The sequence below is a fragment of the Mycobacterium sp. pR1184 genome (genome assembly GCF_041287235.1).
In the GTDB taxonomy this organism is placed as follows: Bacteria; Actinomycetota; Actinomycetes; order Mycobacteriales; family Mycobacteriaceae; genus Mycobacterium.
In genome coordinates this window covers 126260-145687 of sequence record NZ_JBGGKR010000010.1, presented here as the reverse complement: position 1 = coordinate 145687, position 19428 = coordinate 126260, and the positions used below count along the sequence as shown (strand labels likewise).

11 protein-coding genes are annotated in these 19428 nt (G+C 67.1%); all 11 read right to left on the bottom strand.

What is annotated here, in order from left to right:
- Positions 1 to 55: 55 nt before the first annotated feature.
- Positions 56 to 1636, bottom strand: coding sequence for an acyl-CoA carboxylase subunit beta (locus ACAG21_RS18645; RefSeq protein ID WP_370497736.1), 1581 nt, complete (start codon positions 1634 to 1636; stop codon positions 56 to 58).
- A complete protein-coding gene (gene pks13 / locus ACAG21_RS18640; protein WP_370497828.1) occupies positions 1636 to 6891 on the bottom strand; it encodes a polyketide synthase Pks13 in 5256 nt (1751 codons plus the stop codon). Before pks13 ends, ACAG21_RS18645 begins: the two co-directional genes overlap by 1 nt.
- A gap of 116 nt (positions 6892 to 7007) precedes the next feature.
- Positions 7008 to 8906, bottom strand: a complete 1899-nt coding sequence (gene fadD32, locus ACAG21_RS18635) for a long-chain-fatty-acid--AMP ligase FadD32 (protein WP_370497735.1) — start codon at positions 8904 to 8906, stop codon at positions 7008 to 7010.
- Between the two features lie 314 nt (positions 8907 to 9220).
- A complete protein-coding gene (locus ACAG21_RS18630; RefSeq protein ID WP_370497734.1) occupies positions 9221 to 10237 on the bottom strand; it encodes a cutinase family protein in 1017 nt (338 codons plus the stop codon).
- A 130-nt stretch (positions 10238 to 10367) separates the two neighbouring features.
- Positions 10368 to 11273 (bottom strand): esterase family protein, encoded by a 906-nt coding sequence (locus ACAG21_RS18625; protein ID WP_370497733.1) that lies wholly within the window; start codon positions 11271 to 11273, stop codon positions 10368 to 10370.
- Between the two features lie 150 nt (positions 11274 to 11423).
- Positions 11424 to 12464: a diacylglycerol acyltransferase/mycolyltransferase Ag85A gene (gene ag85A, locus ACAG21_RS18620; protein ID WP_370497732.1), complete on the bottom strand. Its 1041-nt coding sequence runs from the start codon at positions 12462 to 12464 to the stop codon at positions 11424 to 11426.
- A 324-nt stretch (positions 12465 to 12788) separates the two neighbouring features.
- Complete coding sequence (gene aftB, locus ACAG21_RS18615; RefSeq protein WP_370497731.1) at positions 12789 to 14786, bottom strand: terminal beta-(1->2)-arabinofuranosyltransferase; 1998 nt, start codon at positions 14784 to 14786, stop codon at positions 12789 to 12791.
- Positions 14773 to 15684: a decaprenyl-phosphate phosphoribosyltransferase gene (locus tag ACAG21_RS18610; protein WP_370497827.1), complete on the bottom strand. Its 912-nt coding sequence runs from the start codon at positions 15682 to 15684 to the stop codon at positions 14773 to 14775. Before ACAG21_RS18610 ends, aftB begins: the two co-directional genes overlap by 14 nt.
- Before the next feature lie 26 nt (positions 15685 to 15710).
- Entirely contained in the window at positions 15711 to 16229 is a 519-nt protein-coding gene (locus tag ACAG21_RS18605) for a phosphatase PAP2 family protein (protein ID WP_370497730.1), read from the bottom strand.
- Entirely contained in the window at positions 16222 to 18108 is a 1887-nt protein-coding gene (locus tag ACAG21_RS18600; protein ID WP_370497729.1) for a glycosyltransferase, read from the bottom strand. The genes ACAG21_RS18605 and ACAG21_RS18600 overlap by 8 nt, the downstream gene beginning before the upstream one ends.
- Positions 18105 to 19304 (bottom strand): UDP-galactopyranose mutase, encoded by a 1200-nt coding sequence (glf, locus tag ACAG21_RS18595; protein WP_370497728.1) that lies wholly within the window; start codon positions 19302 to 19304, stop codon positions 18105 to 18107. Before glf ends, ACAG21_RS18600 begins: the two co-directional genes overlap by 4 nt.
- Positions 19305 to 19428: the final 124 nt, after the last annotated feature.

Sequence of the window (19428 nt, the reverse complement as noted above, 5' to 3'; positions counted from 1 at the left end):
GCGTCGTAAGATTCACACTCGGCCGGGGGGACGGGCGGGCCGGGGTGACTCGCGGCTAGAGCGGAAGCAGGCTGTGCTTGCGACCGACGCGGAACCAGATCTGCTTGTCCCGCAACAGATGTAGCGACTTGCGGATCAGCAGCCGGGTCTGGTGCGGATCGATGACCGCATCGATGAAGCCGCGCTCGGCCGCCGTCCACGGGATCGCCATGTTGAGGTTGTAGCCCTCGATGAAGTCCTTCTTGATCTGCTGCGCCTCGGGCGTCGTCGGGTCCGGGAACCGCTTCATCAGCAGCTGGGCGGCGCCCTCGGCACCGATCACCGCGATGCGCGCGGTGGGCCAGGCGAAGTTGAAGTCGGCGGTCAGCTGCCGGGATCCCATCACGGCATAGGCGCCACCGTAGGACTTGCGAACGGTGATCGTCACCTTGGGTACGTCGGCCTCCACGACCGCGGACAGGAACCGGCCGCCGCGCTTGATGATGCCGTTTTTCTCCTGCTCGGCACCGGGCAGGAAGCCGGGAGTGTCGACGACGAAGATGAGCGGGAGTTCGAAGATGTCGCAGAACCGGATGAAGCGTGTGGCCTTGTCCGAGGCTTCGTTGTCGATCGATCCGGCCAGGAACATGGGCTGGTTGGCGATCACTCCGACCGGACGCCCGTCGACTCGGGCGAACGCGGTGATGATCGCCGGCCCCTGCTGCGAGGCGACTTCGAGAACATCGCCGTCGTCGAAGATCCGCAGCAGGATCTCGTGCATGTCGTACGCCGCGTTGTCGGAGTCCGGGATGATCGCGTCGAGTTCCAGATCCGTCGGAGTGATCTCGGGCTCCAGCCCGGGATTGACGACCGGCGGTTTGTCGAAGACGTTGGACGGCAGAAATGACAAGAAGTCACGGACGTACTGAAACGCCTCGGCCTCGGTGTCGACGACATGGTGAATGTTGCCGTAGCGGGCCTGCACGTCGGCGCCCCCGAGTTCGTCGAGCGTGATCTCCTCGCCGGTGACTTCCTTGATCACGTCGGGCCCGGTGACGAAGAAGTAGCCCTGGTCGCGCACCGCAACGAGGAGATCGTCCTGGATCGGCGAATAGACCGCTCCCCCAGCGCATTTGCCGAAGATGAGAGAGATCTGGGGCACCACTCCGGACAACGCTTCGTGACGGCGGCCCAGCTCGGCGTACCACGCCAGCGAGGTCACCGCGTCCTGGATGCGGGCACCACCCGAGTCCTGGATGCCGATGATCGGGCAGCCGACCATCGCGCACCACTCCATCAGCCGGGCCACCTTGCGGCCGAACATCTCGCCGACGGTGCCCTGGAACACGGTCTGGTCGTGGGAGAACACCCCGACCGGCCGCCCGTCGATCATGGCGTGGCCGGTGATGCAGCCGTCGCCGTAGAGCGCGTTGGGGTCGTTCGGGGTCTTGGCCAGCGCCCCGACCTCCAGAAAAGTGCCCGGGTCGACCAGTGCGTGGATGCGGGACCGGGCGCTGGGGATGCCCTTCGCGTCGCGCTTGGCGGCGGCCTTCTCGCCGCCGGGCTCCTTGGCCAGTTCCAGACGAGCGTTGAGCTCGGCTAACTTCTCGGCCGTGGTGTGGACGACAGGAGCCGGCCCAGGCGCTACATCCGTCACTACTTGCCTACCTCACTTGTCCGGCGGTGCTCTGCCTCGACCTTGTTCAGCGCCTGGGTCATATGCGCACCGACCTTGGCGATGATCGGCTCGTCGATGGCCTGAATGTGCTCGCCACCGATCGGCACGACCTCTAGGTCGGCGACATACTCGCCCCAACCACCATCCGGTTGCCGAACGGCGTAGCGCGGCTCGAACATGATCGCGTCGTCATGGTAGCGATCGGCCATATAGAGGGTCACATGCCCGTCGTAAGGCTGGATCTCGGCGGTGTCGATCGCCCGGTTGTCCAGGTACGACGTGCGCTGGTGCTCGATGATCCCGGCCGGGATCTGCACCCCGCTCTGGCTGACGGCCTCCAGCACGAACCGGATCTGCCCTTCGTCGTCGAGCTCCTCGAGCTGCTCGTACGGGATCGCCGGGATGGTGACCTGGAAGGTCTTCTCGGCGAACCGGGCGTAGCGGTCCCAGCGCGCGCGGACCTCCTCCTTGGTCTGCGGGACCTCTTCGCCGGCGCGCACCGCGTCGATCAGGCCCACCCAGGCGACGTCCTTGCCCATCTTCTTGAGTCCGATCGCGCAGGCGTAGGCCAGCACGCCGCCCAGCGACCAGCCGGCCAGGATGTAGGGCCCGTCGCCCTGCATCTCGATCAGCTTCGGAACGTACTGCGCCGCACGTTCTTCGATCGTGCCCTCGACGCGCTCCAGCCCATACATCGGAGTGTCCGCGGGCAACCGATTGAGCAGCGGCTCGTACACCACCGTCGATCCACCGGCCGGGTGGAAGACGAACACCGGCGGCTTGGTCGAGCCCTCGATCGGCGCCCGCAGCGTGCGGACGAACCCGTCGACTGTGCCGGCCTCCAGGTACTGGCGCACCTTCTCGGCCAGCGCCTCGATGTTCTCCGAGCTCAGCACGTCCTCGGCGGTGATCGGCCCTTCGGCGCGCTCGGAAAGCCGTTCGGCCAGCTTGGCGGCACTGGCGTCGTCCAGCTTGGGCAGCGGGTTGAAGATGCCGCCCGGGGACTTGCCGGTGACGATCGCCCAGGTGGCGAAGGTGACCCGCTCGGCGGCGTCGCGCGGCGGCACATCGGAGTTCAGCGCCTTGGCGACGGCCTCGGAGTTGAGCGCTTCGGCCGCTCCGGCCAGGTTCGGCTTGGCACCGTTGGCGACGCCGTTGCCCGCCGGGCCGGACGGGTCGGTCGGCGGCGGCGGAACCGCCACATCCGACGGCGGCGGAGCCTGCGGATCCGGCGCGGGAGCGGCCAGCGATTCCGGCGTTGCTCCGCTGAGCAACCCGGCCTGCACCCGGGCGATCTCCTCGGCCGTCTGCGTCTTTTGATGCTCGTGCAGCTGCTCCACCTCGTCGCGGTGTTCGATCGCGTACTCGATCAGCTTCTCGACGTTGTAGAGGTTGGCGTCGCGCACCGCCGTCAGTTGGATTGGCGGCAGGTCGAAGTCGTATTCGACGCGGTTCTTGATCCGCACCGCCATCAGCGAGTCCAGCCCCAGCTCGATCAGCGGGACCTCCCACGGCAGGTCCTCGGGTTCGTAACCCATCGCGGCGCCGACGATCGCGCCCAGGCGATCGGCGATCGTCTCACCGGAATCCGGCGACCACTTGACGAAGTCGGACGGCATGTAGCGGTTGGTCAGGCTGTCCGACAACGTTTCGGCGTCCTCGGGCTCATCGACGGGCGCCGCGACCGGTGCTTGCGTCACTCCCGTTTCGGCCACGGGTGCAATCGCGGCACCCGCGCCGACCGCGGTCGGCAGGGCCGTCACTGCCGCACCCGCCCGCGCGACCAGCGCGTCGTAGACCAACGTGAACGACTCGTCGATGCGGGCATGCACCTGCACCGAGGCGCCGCCGGGATGCCGCGTCATCGTCGTCACCAGCCGGGCACCCTCGCCCGGCACCGCGCGCTGCTCGGCCGCCGTCAGCTGCGCGTCCGGAATCACTTGAGCCGCAGCCGCTCTCACCAACGCGGCCAGGTCTGCCGTCTCGCCCCGGGGTGCGAACTCCCAGACGTGGCGGCCATCCGGCAATGCGACGTGCGTGCCGGGCATGATGATCGAGCCGTCGCCGCTGAAGTGCGCGTCCAGCCAGTGCTCTTTGCGCTTGAACCGGGTCGGCGGAATGTTGGCGTAGTCCCACGGCCCCTTGGCGGGGGTGAACATCGTCCGGATGTCCAGGTCGTGTCCGTAGACGTAGAGCTGCGCCAAGGTCGACGTGATCGACTCGACCTCATCCTGCTTACGGGCCAGCGTCGGGATCAGCTGGGCGTCATGCAGGCCGGCGTCCGCGGTGGTCAGGCCCACCTGCATCAGCGCCACCGGGTTGGGCGCCAACTCCAGGAACGTGGTGTGCCCGCTGTCGACTGCGTTGCGGATGCCGTGGGTGAAGTAGACGCTGTGGCGCAGCCCCTTCTTCCAGTAGTCGACGTCGTGGATCGGCTCGGCGCCGGGCTTGACGTAGCTGCCCTCGTGCACGGTCGAGTAGATCCCGCACGTCGGACTCATCGGCTTGATGCCCTGCAGCTCCGCGGCCAGCTCCCCGAGCAGCGGATCCATCTGCGAGGTGTGGCTGGCGCCCTTGGTTTGGAACTTGCGGGCGAACTTGCCCTCGGATTCCGCGCGGGCGATGATCGCGTCCACCTGTTCGGGCGGTCCGCCGATGACGGTCTGCGTCGGCGCGGCGTAGACGCACACCTCCAGGTCCGGGAAGTCGGAGAACACCGTCTTGATTTCGTCGGCGGAGTACTCCACCAGCGCCATCAGCCGGATGAACTCGCCGAACAGCATCGACTCGCCCTCGCCCATCAGGTGCGAGCGCGAGCAGATCGCCCGAGTCGCATCGCGCAGCGACAGGCCGCCGGCGAAGTAGGCCGAGGCGGCCTCACCCAGCGACTGTCCCACTACCGCAGCGGGTTTGGCACCGTGATGCTTGAGCAGCTCACCCAGCGCGATCTGGATCGCGAAGATGGTGACCTGCGTGGTCTCGATGCCGTAGTCCTGCGAGTCGTCCAGGATCAGCTCGAGCACCGAGTAGCCCAGCTCGTCCTGCACCAGGGCGTCGACCTTCTCGATCCACTCGGCGAACACCGGGTTGCGCAGGTACAGGTTCTTGCCCATCTTGCGGTGCTGTGCACCGAATCCGGCGAGCACCCACACCGGGCCGTTGGTCACCGGCCCGTCCACACTGAACACGTTGGGCCGTTGCTTGCCCTCGGCGACCGCGCGCAAGCCCTTGATGGCCTCCTCGTGGTCGTGGGCCAGCACTACCGCCCGTGAGCGGCCGTGGTTGCGCCGCGACAGCGACCGGCCGATCGACTCCAGCGACGACGCCTGGCCCTGCGGGCTTTCCATCCAGTCTGCCAGCTCCGCTGCGGCAGCCTTCTTGCGCGAGGTCAAAAACGCCGACACCGCAAGCGGAATCAGCGGCTTGGTGGGCTCTGACTCCTGTTGTGCCGCAAGCTCTTCCAGCGCGGCGGCTTTGAGCTCCAGCGCCTCGTCGGTGACGCCCGGCAGCTCGGGCTCGAAATCTGGGATCTCGTACTCGTCGGTGATGATGTTGCCGAAGTCGTCGAACCGCAGCGAGTGCGATTCCAGCGTGGGCGCCTCGGTCGGGTCGGCGCCGGGCGCCGCCGGCGCGATGACCTGCGCCGGGGCCTCGGGCTCTTTGAGGTCGCGGGGCAACAGCTCGCGAACCACCACATGCGAGTTGGCGCCACCGAAGCCGAAGCTCGACACCCCGGCCAGCGCGTAGCCGCCGTAGCGCGGCCAATCGGTCGCGCTGTCAACGAATTTCAGGTGGGTGCCCTCGAAGTCGATGTAAGGACTCGGCCCGGCGAAGTTGATCGACGGCGGCAGCTTGTTGTGCTGCAACGACAACACGACCTTGGCCAGACTGGCCGCACCGGCGGCCGACTCCAGGTGTCCCACATTGGTTTTGATCGCACCAAGCAGAGCGGGGCGGTCGGCGGAACGACCGCGGCCGACCACCCGGCCCAGTGCTTCGGCCTCGATCGGGTCACCCAGGACGGTGCCGGTGCCGTGCGCCTCGATGTAGTCGACGTTGCGCGGATCGATCCCGGCGTCCTTGTACGCCCGGCGCAGCACCTCGGCCTGGGCATCCTGGTTGGGGGCGATCAGGCCGTTGGACCGGCCGTCGTGGTTGACCGCGCTGCCGGCGATGACGGCCAGAATCTGGTCGCCGTCACGGCGCGCGTCGGCGACCCGCTTGAGCACGAACATGCCGCCGCCCTCGGAGCGGGTGTATCCGTCGGCGTCGGCGGAGAACGACTTGATCCGGCCATCGGGAGACAACACCGCGCCGATCTCGTCGAAACCAAGCGTCGCCAGCGGGGTGAGCAGTGCGTTGACACCACCGGCCAACGCCACGTCGCATTCGCCGTTGCGCAGCGCCTGCACCGCCTGATGGGTGGCCACCAGCGAACTCGAGCAGGCGGTGTCCAGCGCGACCGACGGGCCGCGGAAGTCGTAGAAGTAGGACACCCGGTTGGCGATGATCGAGTTCGCGGTACCGGTGATCGCGTACGGGTGCGCGACCGTCGGGTCGGACACCGCCAGGAACTGGTAGTCGTGGTTGGAGAAGCCGACATACACGCCGACGGCCTCGCCGCGCAGGCTGGACGCCGGGATGCGGGCATGCTCGAGGGCCTCCCAGGTCAGCTCGAGCGCCAGCCGCTGCTGCGGGTCGATGTTGTCGGCCTCGGTCTTGGCGATGGCGAAGAACTCGGAGTCGAATCCCTTGACGTCCTTGAGGTAACCGCCGCGGGTGCGGGCCTTGGCGACCAGTGCGGCGATACGCGGCTCTTCGGTGAACTCCGACCAGCGGCCCTCGGGCAGATCGGTGATCGCGTCGCGGCCCTCCATCAGGGCCTGCCAGGTTTCGTCGGGGCTGTTCATGTCGCCGGGCAGCCGGGTGGACAGCCCGACGATCGCGATGTCGACGCGTTCGGCCGGACCGGGGCGGGTCCAGTCGACTTCGCCGGCGTCGTCGGGACGTTCGGGTTCGCCCTCGATGATGCGGGTGGCCAGCGACTCGATGGTCGGATGCTGGAAGGCCACCGCGACCGACAGCGTCACACCGGTCATGTCCTCGATGTCGGCGGCCATCGCCACCGCGTCGCGCGACGACAGGCCCAGTTCCACCATCGGGATCGACTCGTCGATCGCGTCGGGTGACTGCCCGACGGCCCGGCCCACCCAGTTGCGCAGCCATTCGCGCATCTCGGGGACGGTTAGATCGGCCCTCTTGGCGGGCGCGCCCGCGCCGGGGTCGGTAGCGGCGCCGGGGTCAGAGGTGTCGGGCAGGTCGGGTTCTGTGTCAGCCATGGTTCCTGATTTCAGTCTGTGGCACTGGCAAAAGCGTCTGGGGACCCGATGCCGCTGCGCAGGCTGCCGTCGAGGTAGGCGGCGCGGCAGGCACGGTGGCCGATCTTGCCGCTGGAGGTGCGGGGAATCGTCCCCGACTGCACCAGCAGCAAGTCACGGACGGTGACCCCGTGCCGGACGGCGATGGCCGCCCGGATGTCGTCGGCGATGGGCTGGTAGTCGAGCTTGTGTGAGCCCGCGGCGCGCTCCGCCACGATCACCAGCTGCTCGGAGGTGTCGTCCGGGTCGTACTTGAGCCCGGTGTGCGGGTTGTCGAACACTTCCTGCGGCAGTTCGTTGGCCGGCACCGAGAAGGCGGCGACGTATCCGGTGCGCAGCGCCTTGCTGGCCTCCTGGGCCGAGTACTCGAGGTCCTGCGGGTAGTGGTTGCGGCCGTCGATGATGACCAGGTCCTTGATGCGGCCCGCTATATAGAGGTGGCCGTTGAAGTAGGTGCCGTAGTCGCCGGTGCGCACCCACAGCCCGTCGTCGTCGGCACCCTCGGCGTGTGACTCGCTGATCCGCGACTTGAGGATGTTGCGGAACACCTCGTTGGTCTCGGCTTCCTTGCCCCAGTAGCCGGTGCCCAGGTTCTTGCCGTGCAGCCAGATCTCGCCGATCTGGCCGTCCGGCAGCTCGCTGGCGGTGTCGGGATCGACGATGACGGCCCACTCGTCGACGCCGATGACGCCGGCCGACACCTGTGCGACGGCGTTCGGCGAGTCCGCCGCCACCTCGACGAAGCGCTGCTTGTTCAGCTCGTCACGGTCGACGTGGATGACGGTGGGCGCCTCGTCCATCGGCGTGGTGGACACGAACAGCGTCGCCTCGGCCAGACCGTAGGACGGTTTGATCGCGGTCTTGCGCAGACCGTAGGGCTCGAACGCCTCGTAGAACTTGCGCATCGACGCCGGGGACACCGGCTCGCTGCCGTTGAGGATGCCCTTGACGTTACTCAGGTCCAGCGGCGGCTCACCGTCCTTGGGGACGCCACGCACGGCGGCGTGCTCGAACGCGAAGTTCGGCGCCACAGTGAAGACCTCGCAGTCCGGCGCGTCGTCGGGCTTGCGCGCCATCTCCCGGATCCAGCGGCCGGGCCGGCGCACGAAAGCGGCCGGGGTCATGAACGTGAAGTGGTGGCCGAGCACCGGTGACAGCAGCGCGGTGATCAGACCCATGTCGTGGAAGAATGGCAGCCAGGACAGGCCGCGGTCGCCGTCCTTGCCTTCCAGGCCGTTGAGCACCTGCAGCACGTTGGTGGGCAGGTTCAGGTGGGTGATCTGCACGCCGGTCGGGGTGCGGGTGGACCCGGAGGTGTACTGCAGGTAGGCGATCGTGTTCTCGTCGGCTTCCGGCTCGACCCAGGTGGCGGCGACCTCGTCGGGCACCGCGTCGACGGCGATGACGCGCGGCCGCTCCTTGGCCGCTCGGGCCCGGATGAACTTGCGGACGCCTTCGGCGGCCTCGGTGGTGGTCAGGATCGTCGAGGGTGTGCAGTCGTCGAGGACAGCGTGCAGCCGGCCGACGTGGCCCGGCTCGCTGGGGTCGAACAACGGCACCGCGATCCGGCCGGCATACAGCGCGCCGAAGAAGGCGATGAGGTAGTTCAGGTTCTGCGGGCACAGGATCGCGATGCGGTCACCGGGCTCGGTGACCTGCTGCAGACGGGCGCCCACGGCGCGGTTGCGGGCGCTGAAGTCGCGCCACACGATGTCGCGGTAGACACCGTCGCGTTCGGTGGAGTAGTCGACGAAGCGGTAGGCCAGCCTGTCGCCGCGCACCTTCGCCCACTTCTCAACATGCTTGACCAAGTTCGTGTTATCCGGGAACTTGATGCGTCCGTTCACAATGAACGGGTTGTGGTACGCCATGCCGCCCTCTCCTGTTACACACTCGCCGGTCGAATACTCCGGCGGTTCTGGTGTCGGCGTTGCCGACAATGTTCTCTGCGCGCGGGCCGGCCTCGTACGCGGCGCAAACTTGCGCCGGTCCGGCCGAGCTTCACCCGGTCGGGAACCACCAAACTCTTATCGCTCTTAGTTTTCTCTTAATGTTAGGCGGCAGCGCGCGGCAGACCAAATCTCAAGGTACCGCCGATTGCCCTCGGCACCGCCTACCTAACTGCTGTGTCCCCTTGCCCAGCTCGCCGGCATTGTCTTGGCGATGTGCAAGGCGCCCGGGGTGGCTACCCGTGCTTGGGGTGTGGCGCGTTTGCGATGAGATTACGCGCCCAGTTCAATGTCCAATCCGTGGAGGTGGCGCCGTCTAGATTCCAGAACTGGGGGGTGGCGTACATCGCGTGGACCGGCTGGCCCGCTCCACCGGCCAGCGTGTTGAGCGTATTCGGCAGGTTCGCGACGTTGAACGCCTCGTCCGGAGCCGCGCAGATCAGGTCGCCGGCCGCGCAGATCTCGTTGGTTTTGCTGTTGAGGTCGCCGAAGCCGCCGGGCCGAGGGCCCGTCATGGTCAGACCCAGCCCGGACAGCACCGGCACCTCGTGCAGGGTGACCTCCGCGCCCTGGCCCGGCGGGTTCGGCCCGATGTCGTTGCCCACCCCCTGCTGGCGACGGCCGTCGGCGATCAACGTCACACCCAACACCAGGTCGTCGTCGACGGGGCCGCGGCCGTTGCCGATATCGCTGGCGATATCGCCGGCGATCACCGCGCCCTGCGAGAAGCCGATCAGTACGTAGCTGGTCAGCGGGCATTTGTTGTTCATATCGGTCAGCGCTTGGATGGTCGCGCGAGTACCTTCGGCCCGGCTGTCGTTGTACGACATCTGCTTGATGCCGCCCAGCGGATTGTTGAATTGAGCCGTGTAGGGGACGGTGAACGTCTGCAACCGCGACGGCGGGAACTGCTGGCCGATCGCCAGGGTGTCCTGGTGCAACAACGCATTGGGGAACTGCATCGGGTTGAGCGGATCGTCGGTCGGCGACGACTCCCAGGTGCCGGGAACGACGATCATTTGCACGTCCGGGCAGGAAGCGTCCTGGGAGGCCGGCCGCGGCTTGTGCGGATGCGTCGTCGTCGAGGAAGGCGGCAGGATGCCCGGCGGAACGGCGCTGGGCGGCGCTTCGGTACTGCGCAGCATCGTCACCACGGCCACGATGACCAACAGCACGACGCCGGCCATGGACAGCGCGGCTACCCAGGCGAGAATTCGGCGGCGCTTGCGCAGCCGCTGGGCATTCGAGGTCATGTTCTCCTGCTAGCAGAGTCGGTAGGTCGCAGCGTGTTACCAGGCAAGCGGCCACCCCGCCCTTAGCTGCTCAATACACGGTACCGGCTCGGCGCGCGGCGCCGTCCGTCCTGCCAGCGGGCCCGCGTGGCTAGCGGATGGCTCCCACGATGTCACCCGACATGGCACCCAGCTGTCCGGCCCACGAGCCCCAGCCGTTGTCGCCACCGCCCGGGAAGTCGAAGTGGCCGTTGTGGCCGCCGACGCTGCGGTACTGCTGGTAGAACATGCGACTGTTACCCATCGCCTCGCCGGCCTGCCCGATCATCGCGGGCGCGTCGCCGCCCATGTTGGTCGGGCTCCAGACCCACACCCGGGTGTTGTTCTGCGCCAGCAGCGCGGCGTGCACGTAAGGGTCGTGCCACTTCCACCGGCCCAGCTGCGGAGCGCCCCACATGCCGTTGCCGTCCACGCCGCCGAATTGCTGCAGGCCGGCCAGGATCGACCCGTTCGTGGTGGTGTTCGACGGGTACAGGAACCCGGACAGCGAGCCGGCGAAGCCGAAACGGTCGGGGTGGAAGGCCGCCAGCGCGAACGCGGCATACCCACCCTGGGATGCGCCCACGGCGGCGTGGCCGCCGGGTGCCAGGCCCTTGTTGGCGGCCAGCCAGTCGGGTAGCTCGGAGGACAGGAAGGTGTCCCACTGCTTGCTGCCGTCCTGCTCCCAGTTGGTGTACATACTCCAGGCGCCGCCGGCAGGTGCGACCACCGAGATCCCCTTGCCGGCCAGGGTGCCCATCGCGTTGCCCGCGGTCACCCAGTTGCTGACGTCGGGCGCAGCGTTGAAGGCGTCCAACAGATACACGGCGTGTGGACCACCACCGAGGAAGGCGACCGGGATATCGCGGCCCATGGCGCCCGACGGCACCATCAGCGTCTCGTAGGGCGCCGCTTTGGCCTTGCCCGTGATCCCTGTCGCCACACCGCCGAATCCGAGTGTCAGCGCGGCAACGCAAAGCACCCGCAGCAACATCGCCAGACCCCGCACGCTACCCATGTCCGCCCTCCGTCGTGTAGTCGCTGTGTTTGCACAGTAACCAGGGCCGAAGTGAGGCCGACCCGCAGGGTAGTGAAACAAGTCACACCGCACAACGACCGACGGCGGAAACCCGAAGGTTCCCGCCGTCAATCGTGTGTTCTACCGGGTTTAGGTGCCCTGGCTCGGCGCGGCCGCAGGCGCGGCCGTGGCCGGACCGGCGCCCGGGGTAGCGCCCAGCACCGACTGCAGGTCAGGCTTCATCGCCTGCAGCTGCGCGCCCCAGTAGGGCCAGTCGTGGGTGCCGTTGGCGTCGAAGTTCCAGACCGCGTTGTGACCGCCGGCCGCGTTGTAGGCCTCCTGGAACTTCAGGTTGGACGTCCGCACGAAGCCCTCCAGGAACTTGGCGGGCAGGTTGTCGCCACCGAGGTCGGACGGCTTGCCGTTACCGCAGTAAACCCAGATCCGGGTGTTGTTCGAGACCAGCCTGGCGACCTGCAGCGACGGGTCGTTGCGCTGCCACGCCGGGTCGCTGGACGGTCCCCACATGTCCTTGGTCTTGTAACCGCCGGCGTCACCCATGGCCAAGCCGATCAGGGTGGGTCCCATGCCCTGGGACGGGTCCAGCAGCGCCGACAGCGAGCCGGCGTAGACGAACTGGTCGGGGTGGTAGGCCGCCAGGATCAGCGCCGACGAACCGGCCATCGACAGACCGACGGCCGCACTGCCGGTCGGCTTGACCTGCTTGTTGGCCGACAGGTACTGCGGCAGCTCGCTGGTCAGGAAGGTCTCCCACTTGTAGGTGGTGCAGCCGGCCTTACCGCAGGCGGGCGCATACCAGTCGGAGTAGAAGCTGGACTGGCCACCAACGGGCATCACGGTCGCGATGCCGGACTGGTTGTACCACTCGAACGCAGGGGTGTTGATGTCCCAGCCGTTGAAGTCGTCCTGAGCGCGCATACCGTCCAGCAGGTACAGCGCGGGCGCGTTGGCTCCGCCGCTCTGGAACTGAACCTTGATGTCGCGGCCCATTGCGGCCGATGGAACCTGCAGGTACTCCACCGGGAGCCCGGGGCGAGAGAACGCCCCAGCGGTCGCCGGGCCCCCCACGACGCCGATCAGACCCGAGAGCAGAGCCGCCCCCGCGGCACCCACCACGAGCCGACGTGGCATCCGAGCCACGGCGCCGCGAAACCTGTCAACAAGCGTCATTCTTGCTTCCTCATCTTTTCGGCGCATCCGTCATCAGGGCGCGTCGGTGATTGGTTCGCACTGCATGCGCAACGGGCGCGGCAGTACTGGCTTAGTGAACCACACGAACCCCCGCGGGCTCTCATCGAGGACGCTGGGCAAACCGTCATTCGAGGACGATTTCTTGGGGTTTTCGCGCGGCATCGGACGGTCGAAATCGGCATTTCCGCATGTGCCGGACGGTGAACGACCACTGGTGACGGTGCAAATGTGAATTTGCTGTGCGTGCACTTCTCCAGAAAATTGTGATGGGTTCGCGATCTGTGAGATTTGTCCACGCAATATTCACTCGCGGGGCGGCGGCGGACTCGGCTCCGGCACCGGCAGGCCACACCTGGCGAGTTCGTAGCGCGGAACCCGGTCGATTCGGTAGGCGGTGAATTCGAAGGAGTGCAAGAAGTTTGAGACAAACCGGTGCAGCGACATCGGGGCGCGCACCGACGCCAGCACCGCCTTGGTCTCCGGGCACTGCAGCGCCGCCACTGCCTGGGCAACCCAATTCGCGTCCAGATAGCCAGGAATGCCCGGATACACCTTCACCCACGGGCCGTCGGCGATCACCCAGTCCGGGAAGAGGTTCTTGTCATGCCCGATCCGGCCGTGCGTCAGGCGCTGGGTGTGCTGAGCGAGCGGGTTCGCCAGCCCGATCTGGTCGATGACCCGGACGTCGAGCCCGACGTTCATGCCCAGCATGCCCAGGTTGGTGAAAAACACTGCATGTTGCGGCTTTTGCGGCGGTTTGCTGTCGGGGGGGCTGCCCGGGGCCGGCGGCGGCTGCTGCGACTGGGGCACGATGTCCCACTGAATGTAGTTGCCCGACGGCAACAACAGCGCCCCGTCCGGGGTGTTGTCCAGGGCCGCCAACACCGCCGCCATCCTCGGGTAATCGAGGTAATCGGCGGCGGTCAGCGGATGCGCGTGCCCGGTCGCCTGGGCGTAGAAGCGGCGCTCGTCGACGATGCCGCTGTAGGTGACGTGGGTGGCGTCGTAACCCATCCCCGGCGAGTTTGCTGCCCACAGCGACCAGCCCGCGATACCCAGCCACAGCAGGCTGGCGGCACCGGCCAGCCAGTAACCCGTTTCGCGTGAATAGTCCTGCCCGTCGGGGATCAGCACGGGGATCACGGCGACCGGGGCCAGCAAACAAAATAGCGGTGCCAGCAGCACTCGCGCGTGCATGAAATCCCCGCCCTGCCGAGTCCAGTAGAGAGCCTGCAGCAGCCCGCTTACGAGGACGAAGGCCACCACCGCCGGTGGGCTTTGCACGGCCCGCGCCACCCGCCCGTAGTTGGGCGCCGGCATCGGGCGCAAGAACGACGGCCGCCGGCGCACCATCATCAGCAGTAGCCCCAGCGGGACCAGCAGCAGCACCGGCAGCCACACGGCGTAGGGCGAGATGAAGTTCGACAGGTAGATCATGCCCTGAGACCACTTGTCACCAGCGGCGTCCTTGGCCAGCGCCGTCCCGGGAACCAGCAAGCCGTAGTAGCCCATCCGGAAGATCTGGTAGGCCACCGGAAGGAAACCGCCGGCGACGACGATCAGCACGCGCCGGCGCCAGGTCCGGGCCGAAATCAGCATCATGACCAGAGCCAGGCCGCCCATCAGCGCCAGCTCCGGACGCACCAGCACACTGAACCCCGCGACGAAGGCCAGCACCCCGAGGAACACGTCGTTATCCGGCCGGTTCCGCACCGGCTGCGCCCAGCGGACCATCAGCCACCACAGCAATCCCAGGTAGGCCAGCGTCAGCCCGCTCTCCAGCCCGGAGGTGGCGAAGTCCCGCGCCGGCGGCAACGCGATGTAGACGAGCGCCCCCGCGGGCAGCATGATCGCCCGGCGTCCCCGCAGGCTGGGGGCGTAAAGCCGGCCGGCGCCCAGCATCAGCAGCACCACGCCCAACACCGACAGCACCAGGGCCAGCGCCAGCGCGACATACTCCATCCGCACCGGTCCGCCGACCCAGCTTCCGATGTACACCAGGTAGGTCCACGCCGTGGAGGTGTTCGCCTCGACCCGCTCACCCTGGTTGAAAACCGGCCCGTTGCCGGCCAGCAGGTTGCGTACCGTGCGCAACACGATCAGTCCGTCGTCGGCGATCCAGCGGCGCTGCCAGGCTCCCCAGCCGAACAGCACAGCCACCACCGCCACGCTCACCCACAGGCTCACCCGAACCGAGGTGTCGTAGGGGAACGGCGGCCGACGACCGATCCTGGGCCGGCGGCGGATCACCGTGCCGTTGAAGCGCTTCAACGCATCAAGACTTGGGCTAGCCGAAGGCAACGGCGGCACCAACTGTTGCGATCCACGCGAGGAACAGCAGCTGCAACACCCGGTCACGCAGCGCAATGTCTTCGGGCTCGCCGGCCAGTCCGCCGTCGACGTCGACCGCATAACGCAGGATCGCGATCGTGAACGGGACCATCGACACCGCGAACCAGGAACCCGAATAGCGGTCCCGCTCGAACGCCCACATCCCGTAACACAACACCACCGACGTCGCGGACAGCGTCCAGACGAATCGCAGGTAGGTGCTGGTGTAGCTTTCCAGCGATTTGCGGATCGCCGCCCCGGTTCGCTCGGCCAACTGCAATTCCGCGTAGCGCTTGCCCGCCACCATGAACAGCGACGCGAACGCCGCCGTCAGCAAGAACCACTGCGACAACGGGATGTCGGTGGCCGCACCCCCGGCGATGGCCCGCAGCAGATACGCCGACGACACGATGCAAATGTCCATTACCGCTTGATGTTTCAGGCCGAAGCAGTACGCCAGTTGCATCGCGAGGTAGATGCCCATCACCACCGCGAGGTTCGGCGTGAGCCACCAGGAAATACCCAGCGAGGCCGCGCCGAGCACCACGGCCAGTGCGTAGGCCAGCCATTCGGGCACTACGCCGGCGGCGATCGGCCGGAATCGCTTGGTGGGGTGCTCGCGGTCTGCCTCGACGTCGCGGACGTCGTTGATCAGATAGATCGCCGAGGCCGCCAGGCAGAACACCACGAACGCCACGCCGACCTTGGACGCCACCTCCGCATAGTCGTAGCGGACGCCGCGGCCCGCCGCGGCCACCGGCGCGGCCGCCACCAACACGTTCTTCACCCATTGCCGCGGGCGCATGGCCTTGATCACTCCAGTGATCAAGTTCGCCGGAGGTCGTCCGGTCACCACGCCTGCGTCCATTTCGGCTTCGCTCATTTCGGCCACACCTATCTCGACTTTCTATCGAGCCAGAGTGCAAGGCGAGCGACCACGGCGCCCAGCGCCACGCCGAAGGCCACGTCGCTGGGATAGTGCACGCCCAGCAGTATCCGCGACACCGCCATCGGCGGAACCAGCACCACCGGCAGCGGCAGTCCGGTGGCTCGGCCCATCAGAATGGCCGCGGTCGTCGTGGAAGTGGCATGAGCGGACGGGAAACTCAGCTGGCTGGGAGTACCGACATTGACCGCGACGGCCGGATGATGCGGACGCTTGCGGCGCACCACCCGCTTGATCAGCACGGCGGCCGCGTGCGCGGCGAACGTGCCGGCCGCCGCCACCAGCCATTCCCGGCGGCGGCGCTCCCACAACAGGGCGCCCAGCAGTTCGACGATCAACCACCCGAGGCTGTGCTCCCCGAAGTGCGACATCCCGCGCGCGGTGGCCAGCACCCCGGGGCGGTAAGCCAGTGCCGACTGAACGGCAACCATCGCGGCCACTTCGCCGCGCGGCGCCGGTTCAGGCATGGCTTGTTTCCGATAGCAGCACGGTTTCCCACTTCTGCTTGCTGGACAACACCGGCAGCGCGTCGCGGTACACCCGGCGCATCTCGTCGAATCGGCTCAGCAGCTGGCGCTGGCGGCGCAGCGATTGCAGCAGCAGGGTGAACATCTTGCGCCGATCGCGCTGGCGGTAGACCACACCGCATCCGTCGGCCGTGGTAACCGTGACACCGTCGACGGTGCACAGCCGGAACCAGCGCGCGTCCTGGGTCGGCACGTTGAACTCCGGGCGGCGGTGGCTTTCCGGATCTGCGGTCTTCAGGTTGTGCGCAATCCCGCGAGCCAGCCGGTAGCTGATCGACACCGGGTTCACCGGCGGCTTCATCGCCTTCGTCTTGTGCTGCGGCGCAGGCAGTTCGCTGGCGGCCGGCAGCACGACCGCGTCCGGATACTCTTTGCGCAGCCGATGAACTTCCGGCAGCCCCGATTCCAGTATCGAGAAGATGTGCTCCGGGCCGGCGAGGAAGTCGTCGATGGCCCGGTTCTGGATCACGACAGTCGAATATTCAAGGCAGGCAAGATGTTTCAGTGTTGCCTTGAGGTGGCTGCGCACCAGGCCGCAGACCTCGCCGTCCCAGTGCAGCGCGGCGACCACCAGGCGGTTGCGCAGATGGAAGTAGGCCTGCCAGTCGATCGCGTCGTCCTTGTCGCTCCAGGCCATGTGCCAGATCGCGGCGCCGGGCAGCGTGACCGTCGGGTAGCCGTGCTCGCCGGCACGTAAGCCGTATTCCGCGTCGTCCCACTTGATGAACAGCGGCAGCGGCTGGCCCAGCTCCTCGGCGACCTGCCGCGGGATCATGCACGTCCACCAGCCGTTGAAGTCGACGTCGATGCGCCGGTGCAGCAGCGCGCTGCGATCGTTCTTGTCGTTCAACGGGAATTCGGCGAAGTTGTGGTCGTACTCGGCGTGCGGCGCGGCGGTCCACATGAAATTCGACTGGTTGACGACCTCGCCCATGATGTGCAGGTGCGACGGCTCCTGCAGGTTGAGCATCTGACCGCCGATCAGCATCGGCGTCTTGGCGAAGCGGTTCATCGCCAGCACCCGCAAGATCGTGTCCGGCTCGATGCGGATGTCGTCGTCCATGAACAGGATCTGTTGGCAGTCGGTATTTTTCAGCGCCTCGTACATCACCCGGCTGTAGCCACCGGACCCGCCGAGGTTGGGCTGGTCGTGGATCGAGAGCCGGTTGCCCAGCCCCGCGGCCGCCGCGGCGAAATCCGGGTGGTCGCGCACCTTGCGGGTGCCCTGGTCCGGGACGATCACCGCACCAATTACCTTGTCCACCAACGGGTCTGCGGTGAGATCGGCGAGCGCGTTGACGCAATCGGCGGGTCGGTTGAACGTCGGGATGCCGACGGCGATGTTGGCCGTGCCCGGAGCGGGCTGGGTCGCATACCAACCGCCGCTGACCAAGTTGACCGCGGTATCGGTGGTGATGTCGAACCAAATCCAGCCGCCGTCCTCGAACGACTTCAGCGGCACCTCGATCTCGACGACGGCCGGCTGCTCATCGGTCCCGACGAATTGGCGGCCCTCCACCGAGATCCGCACCCCGGTGGCCTTGGTGCGGTACACGTCGACGCGTCCGGTTCCGGTCAGCTCGACCCGCAGCACCACCGACGTGCAGATGGACCAGCGGCGCCAGTAGCTCGCCGGGAAGGCGTTGAAATACGTGGCGAAAGAGACCTCGGACTCCTTGCCGATCTCCAGCGAGGTGCGGCTGGTCGCGTGCGCCCGCCGGGCGTTGGTGGTCGACTCCTCGAGGTACAGCTTGCGCACATCGAGCGGTTCCCCCGGGCGCGGCAGGATGATTCGGGACAGCAAGCTCACGGCAGTCACGGGCGCGCGCCTTCCTCTTCGGTCAACGGGGTTCCGTCGCGCAGGTGCGGCGCGAGGGTGTTGTCGTACATGTTCAGTGCGCTGGCAATCGCCATGTGCATATCCAGATACTGATAGGTGCCCAGCCGCCCGCCGAAAAGTACCTTCGACGAGGCCGTCTCGGACTTCGCCCTCCCCCGGTAGGCGGCCAACAGGGCGCGGTCGGCCTCGGTATTAATCGGATAGTAGGGCTCGTCGTCGTCGCCGGCGAACCGGGAGTACTCGCGCATGATGACCGTCTTGTCGGTCGGGTAGTCGCGCTCGACGTGGAAGTGACGGAACTCGTGGATGCGGGTGTACGGGACGTCGGGATCGTTGTAGTTCATCACCGGGGTGCCCTGGAAGTCGCCGACGGGTAGCACCTCGAGCTCGAAGTCCAGGGTGCGCCAGCCGAGCCTCCCCTCGGCGTAGTCGAAGTAGCGGTCCAGCGGGCCGGTGTAGACGACCGGAGCATCGGGGCTCTCGGCGCGCAGCTGGTCGCGGACGTCGAACCAGTCGGTGTTCAACCGGACCTCGATGCGTTCGTCGGCGGCCATGTTCTCCAGCCATGCGGTGTAACCGCCCAGCGGCAGGCCCTCGTAGGTGTCGTTGAAGTAGCGGTTGTCGAAGGTGTAGCGCACCGGCAGCCGGGTGATGTTGGCCGCGGGCAGTTCTCTCGGGTCGGTCTGCCACTGCTTGGCGGTGTAGCCCTTGACGAACGCCTCGTAGAGCGGCCGGCCGATCAGCGAGATCGCCTTTTCCTCGAGGTTCTGCGCATCGGCGGTGTCGATCTCGGCGGCCTGCTCGGCGATCAGCTGTCGGGCCTGCTCGGGAGTGAAGTACTTGCCGAAAAACTGCGACACCAGGCCCAGCCCCATCGGGAACTGATAGGCCTGCCCGTTGTGCATCGCGAACACCCGGTGCTGGTAGTTGGTGAATTCGGTGAACTGGCGCACGTAATCCCACACCCTCTTGTTCGAGGTGTGGAACAGGTGGGCGCCGTACTTGTGGACCTCGATGCCAGTCTGCGGCTCCGCTTCGGAGTAGGCGTTGCCACCGATGTGTGGGCGTCTCTCGACGACGAGCACACGCTTTCCGAGTTGGGTGGCCACACGTTCGGCGATGGTGAGGCCGAAGAATCCGGATCCGACGACGAGGAGGTCAAAACGAGCGGTCATCGGTTGCTTAGGGTATCCGACCCCACGGGCGCTACCCCAGTTGGCGAGGCTGGCGCGGTGGGATTCGAGCACGTGAAGACTGGTTTGCAGTGACCCGAATCGCACGTAACGCCCAGGGTCGCAA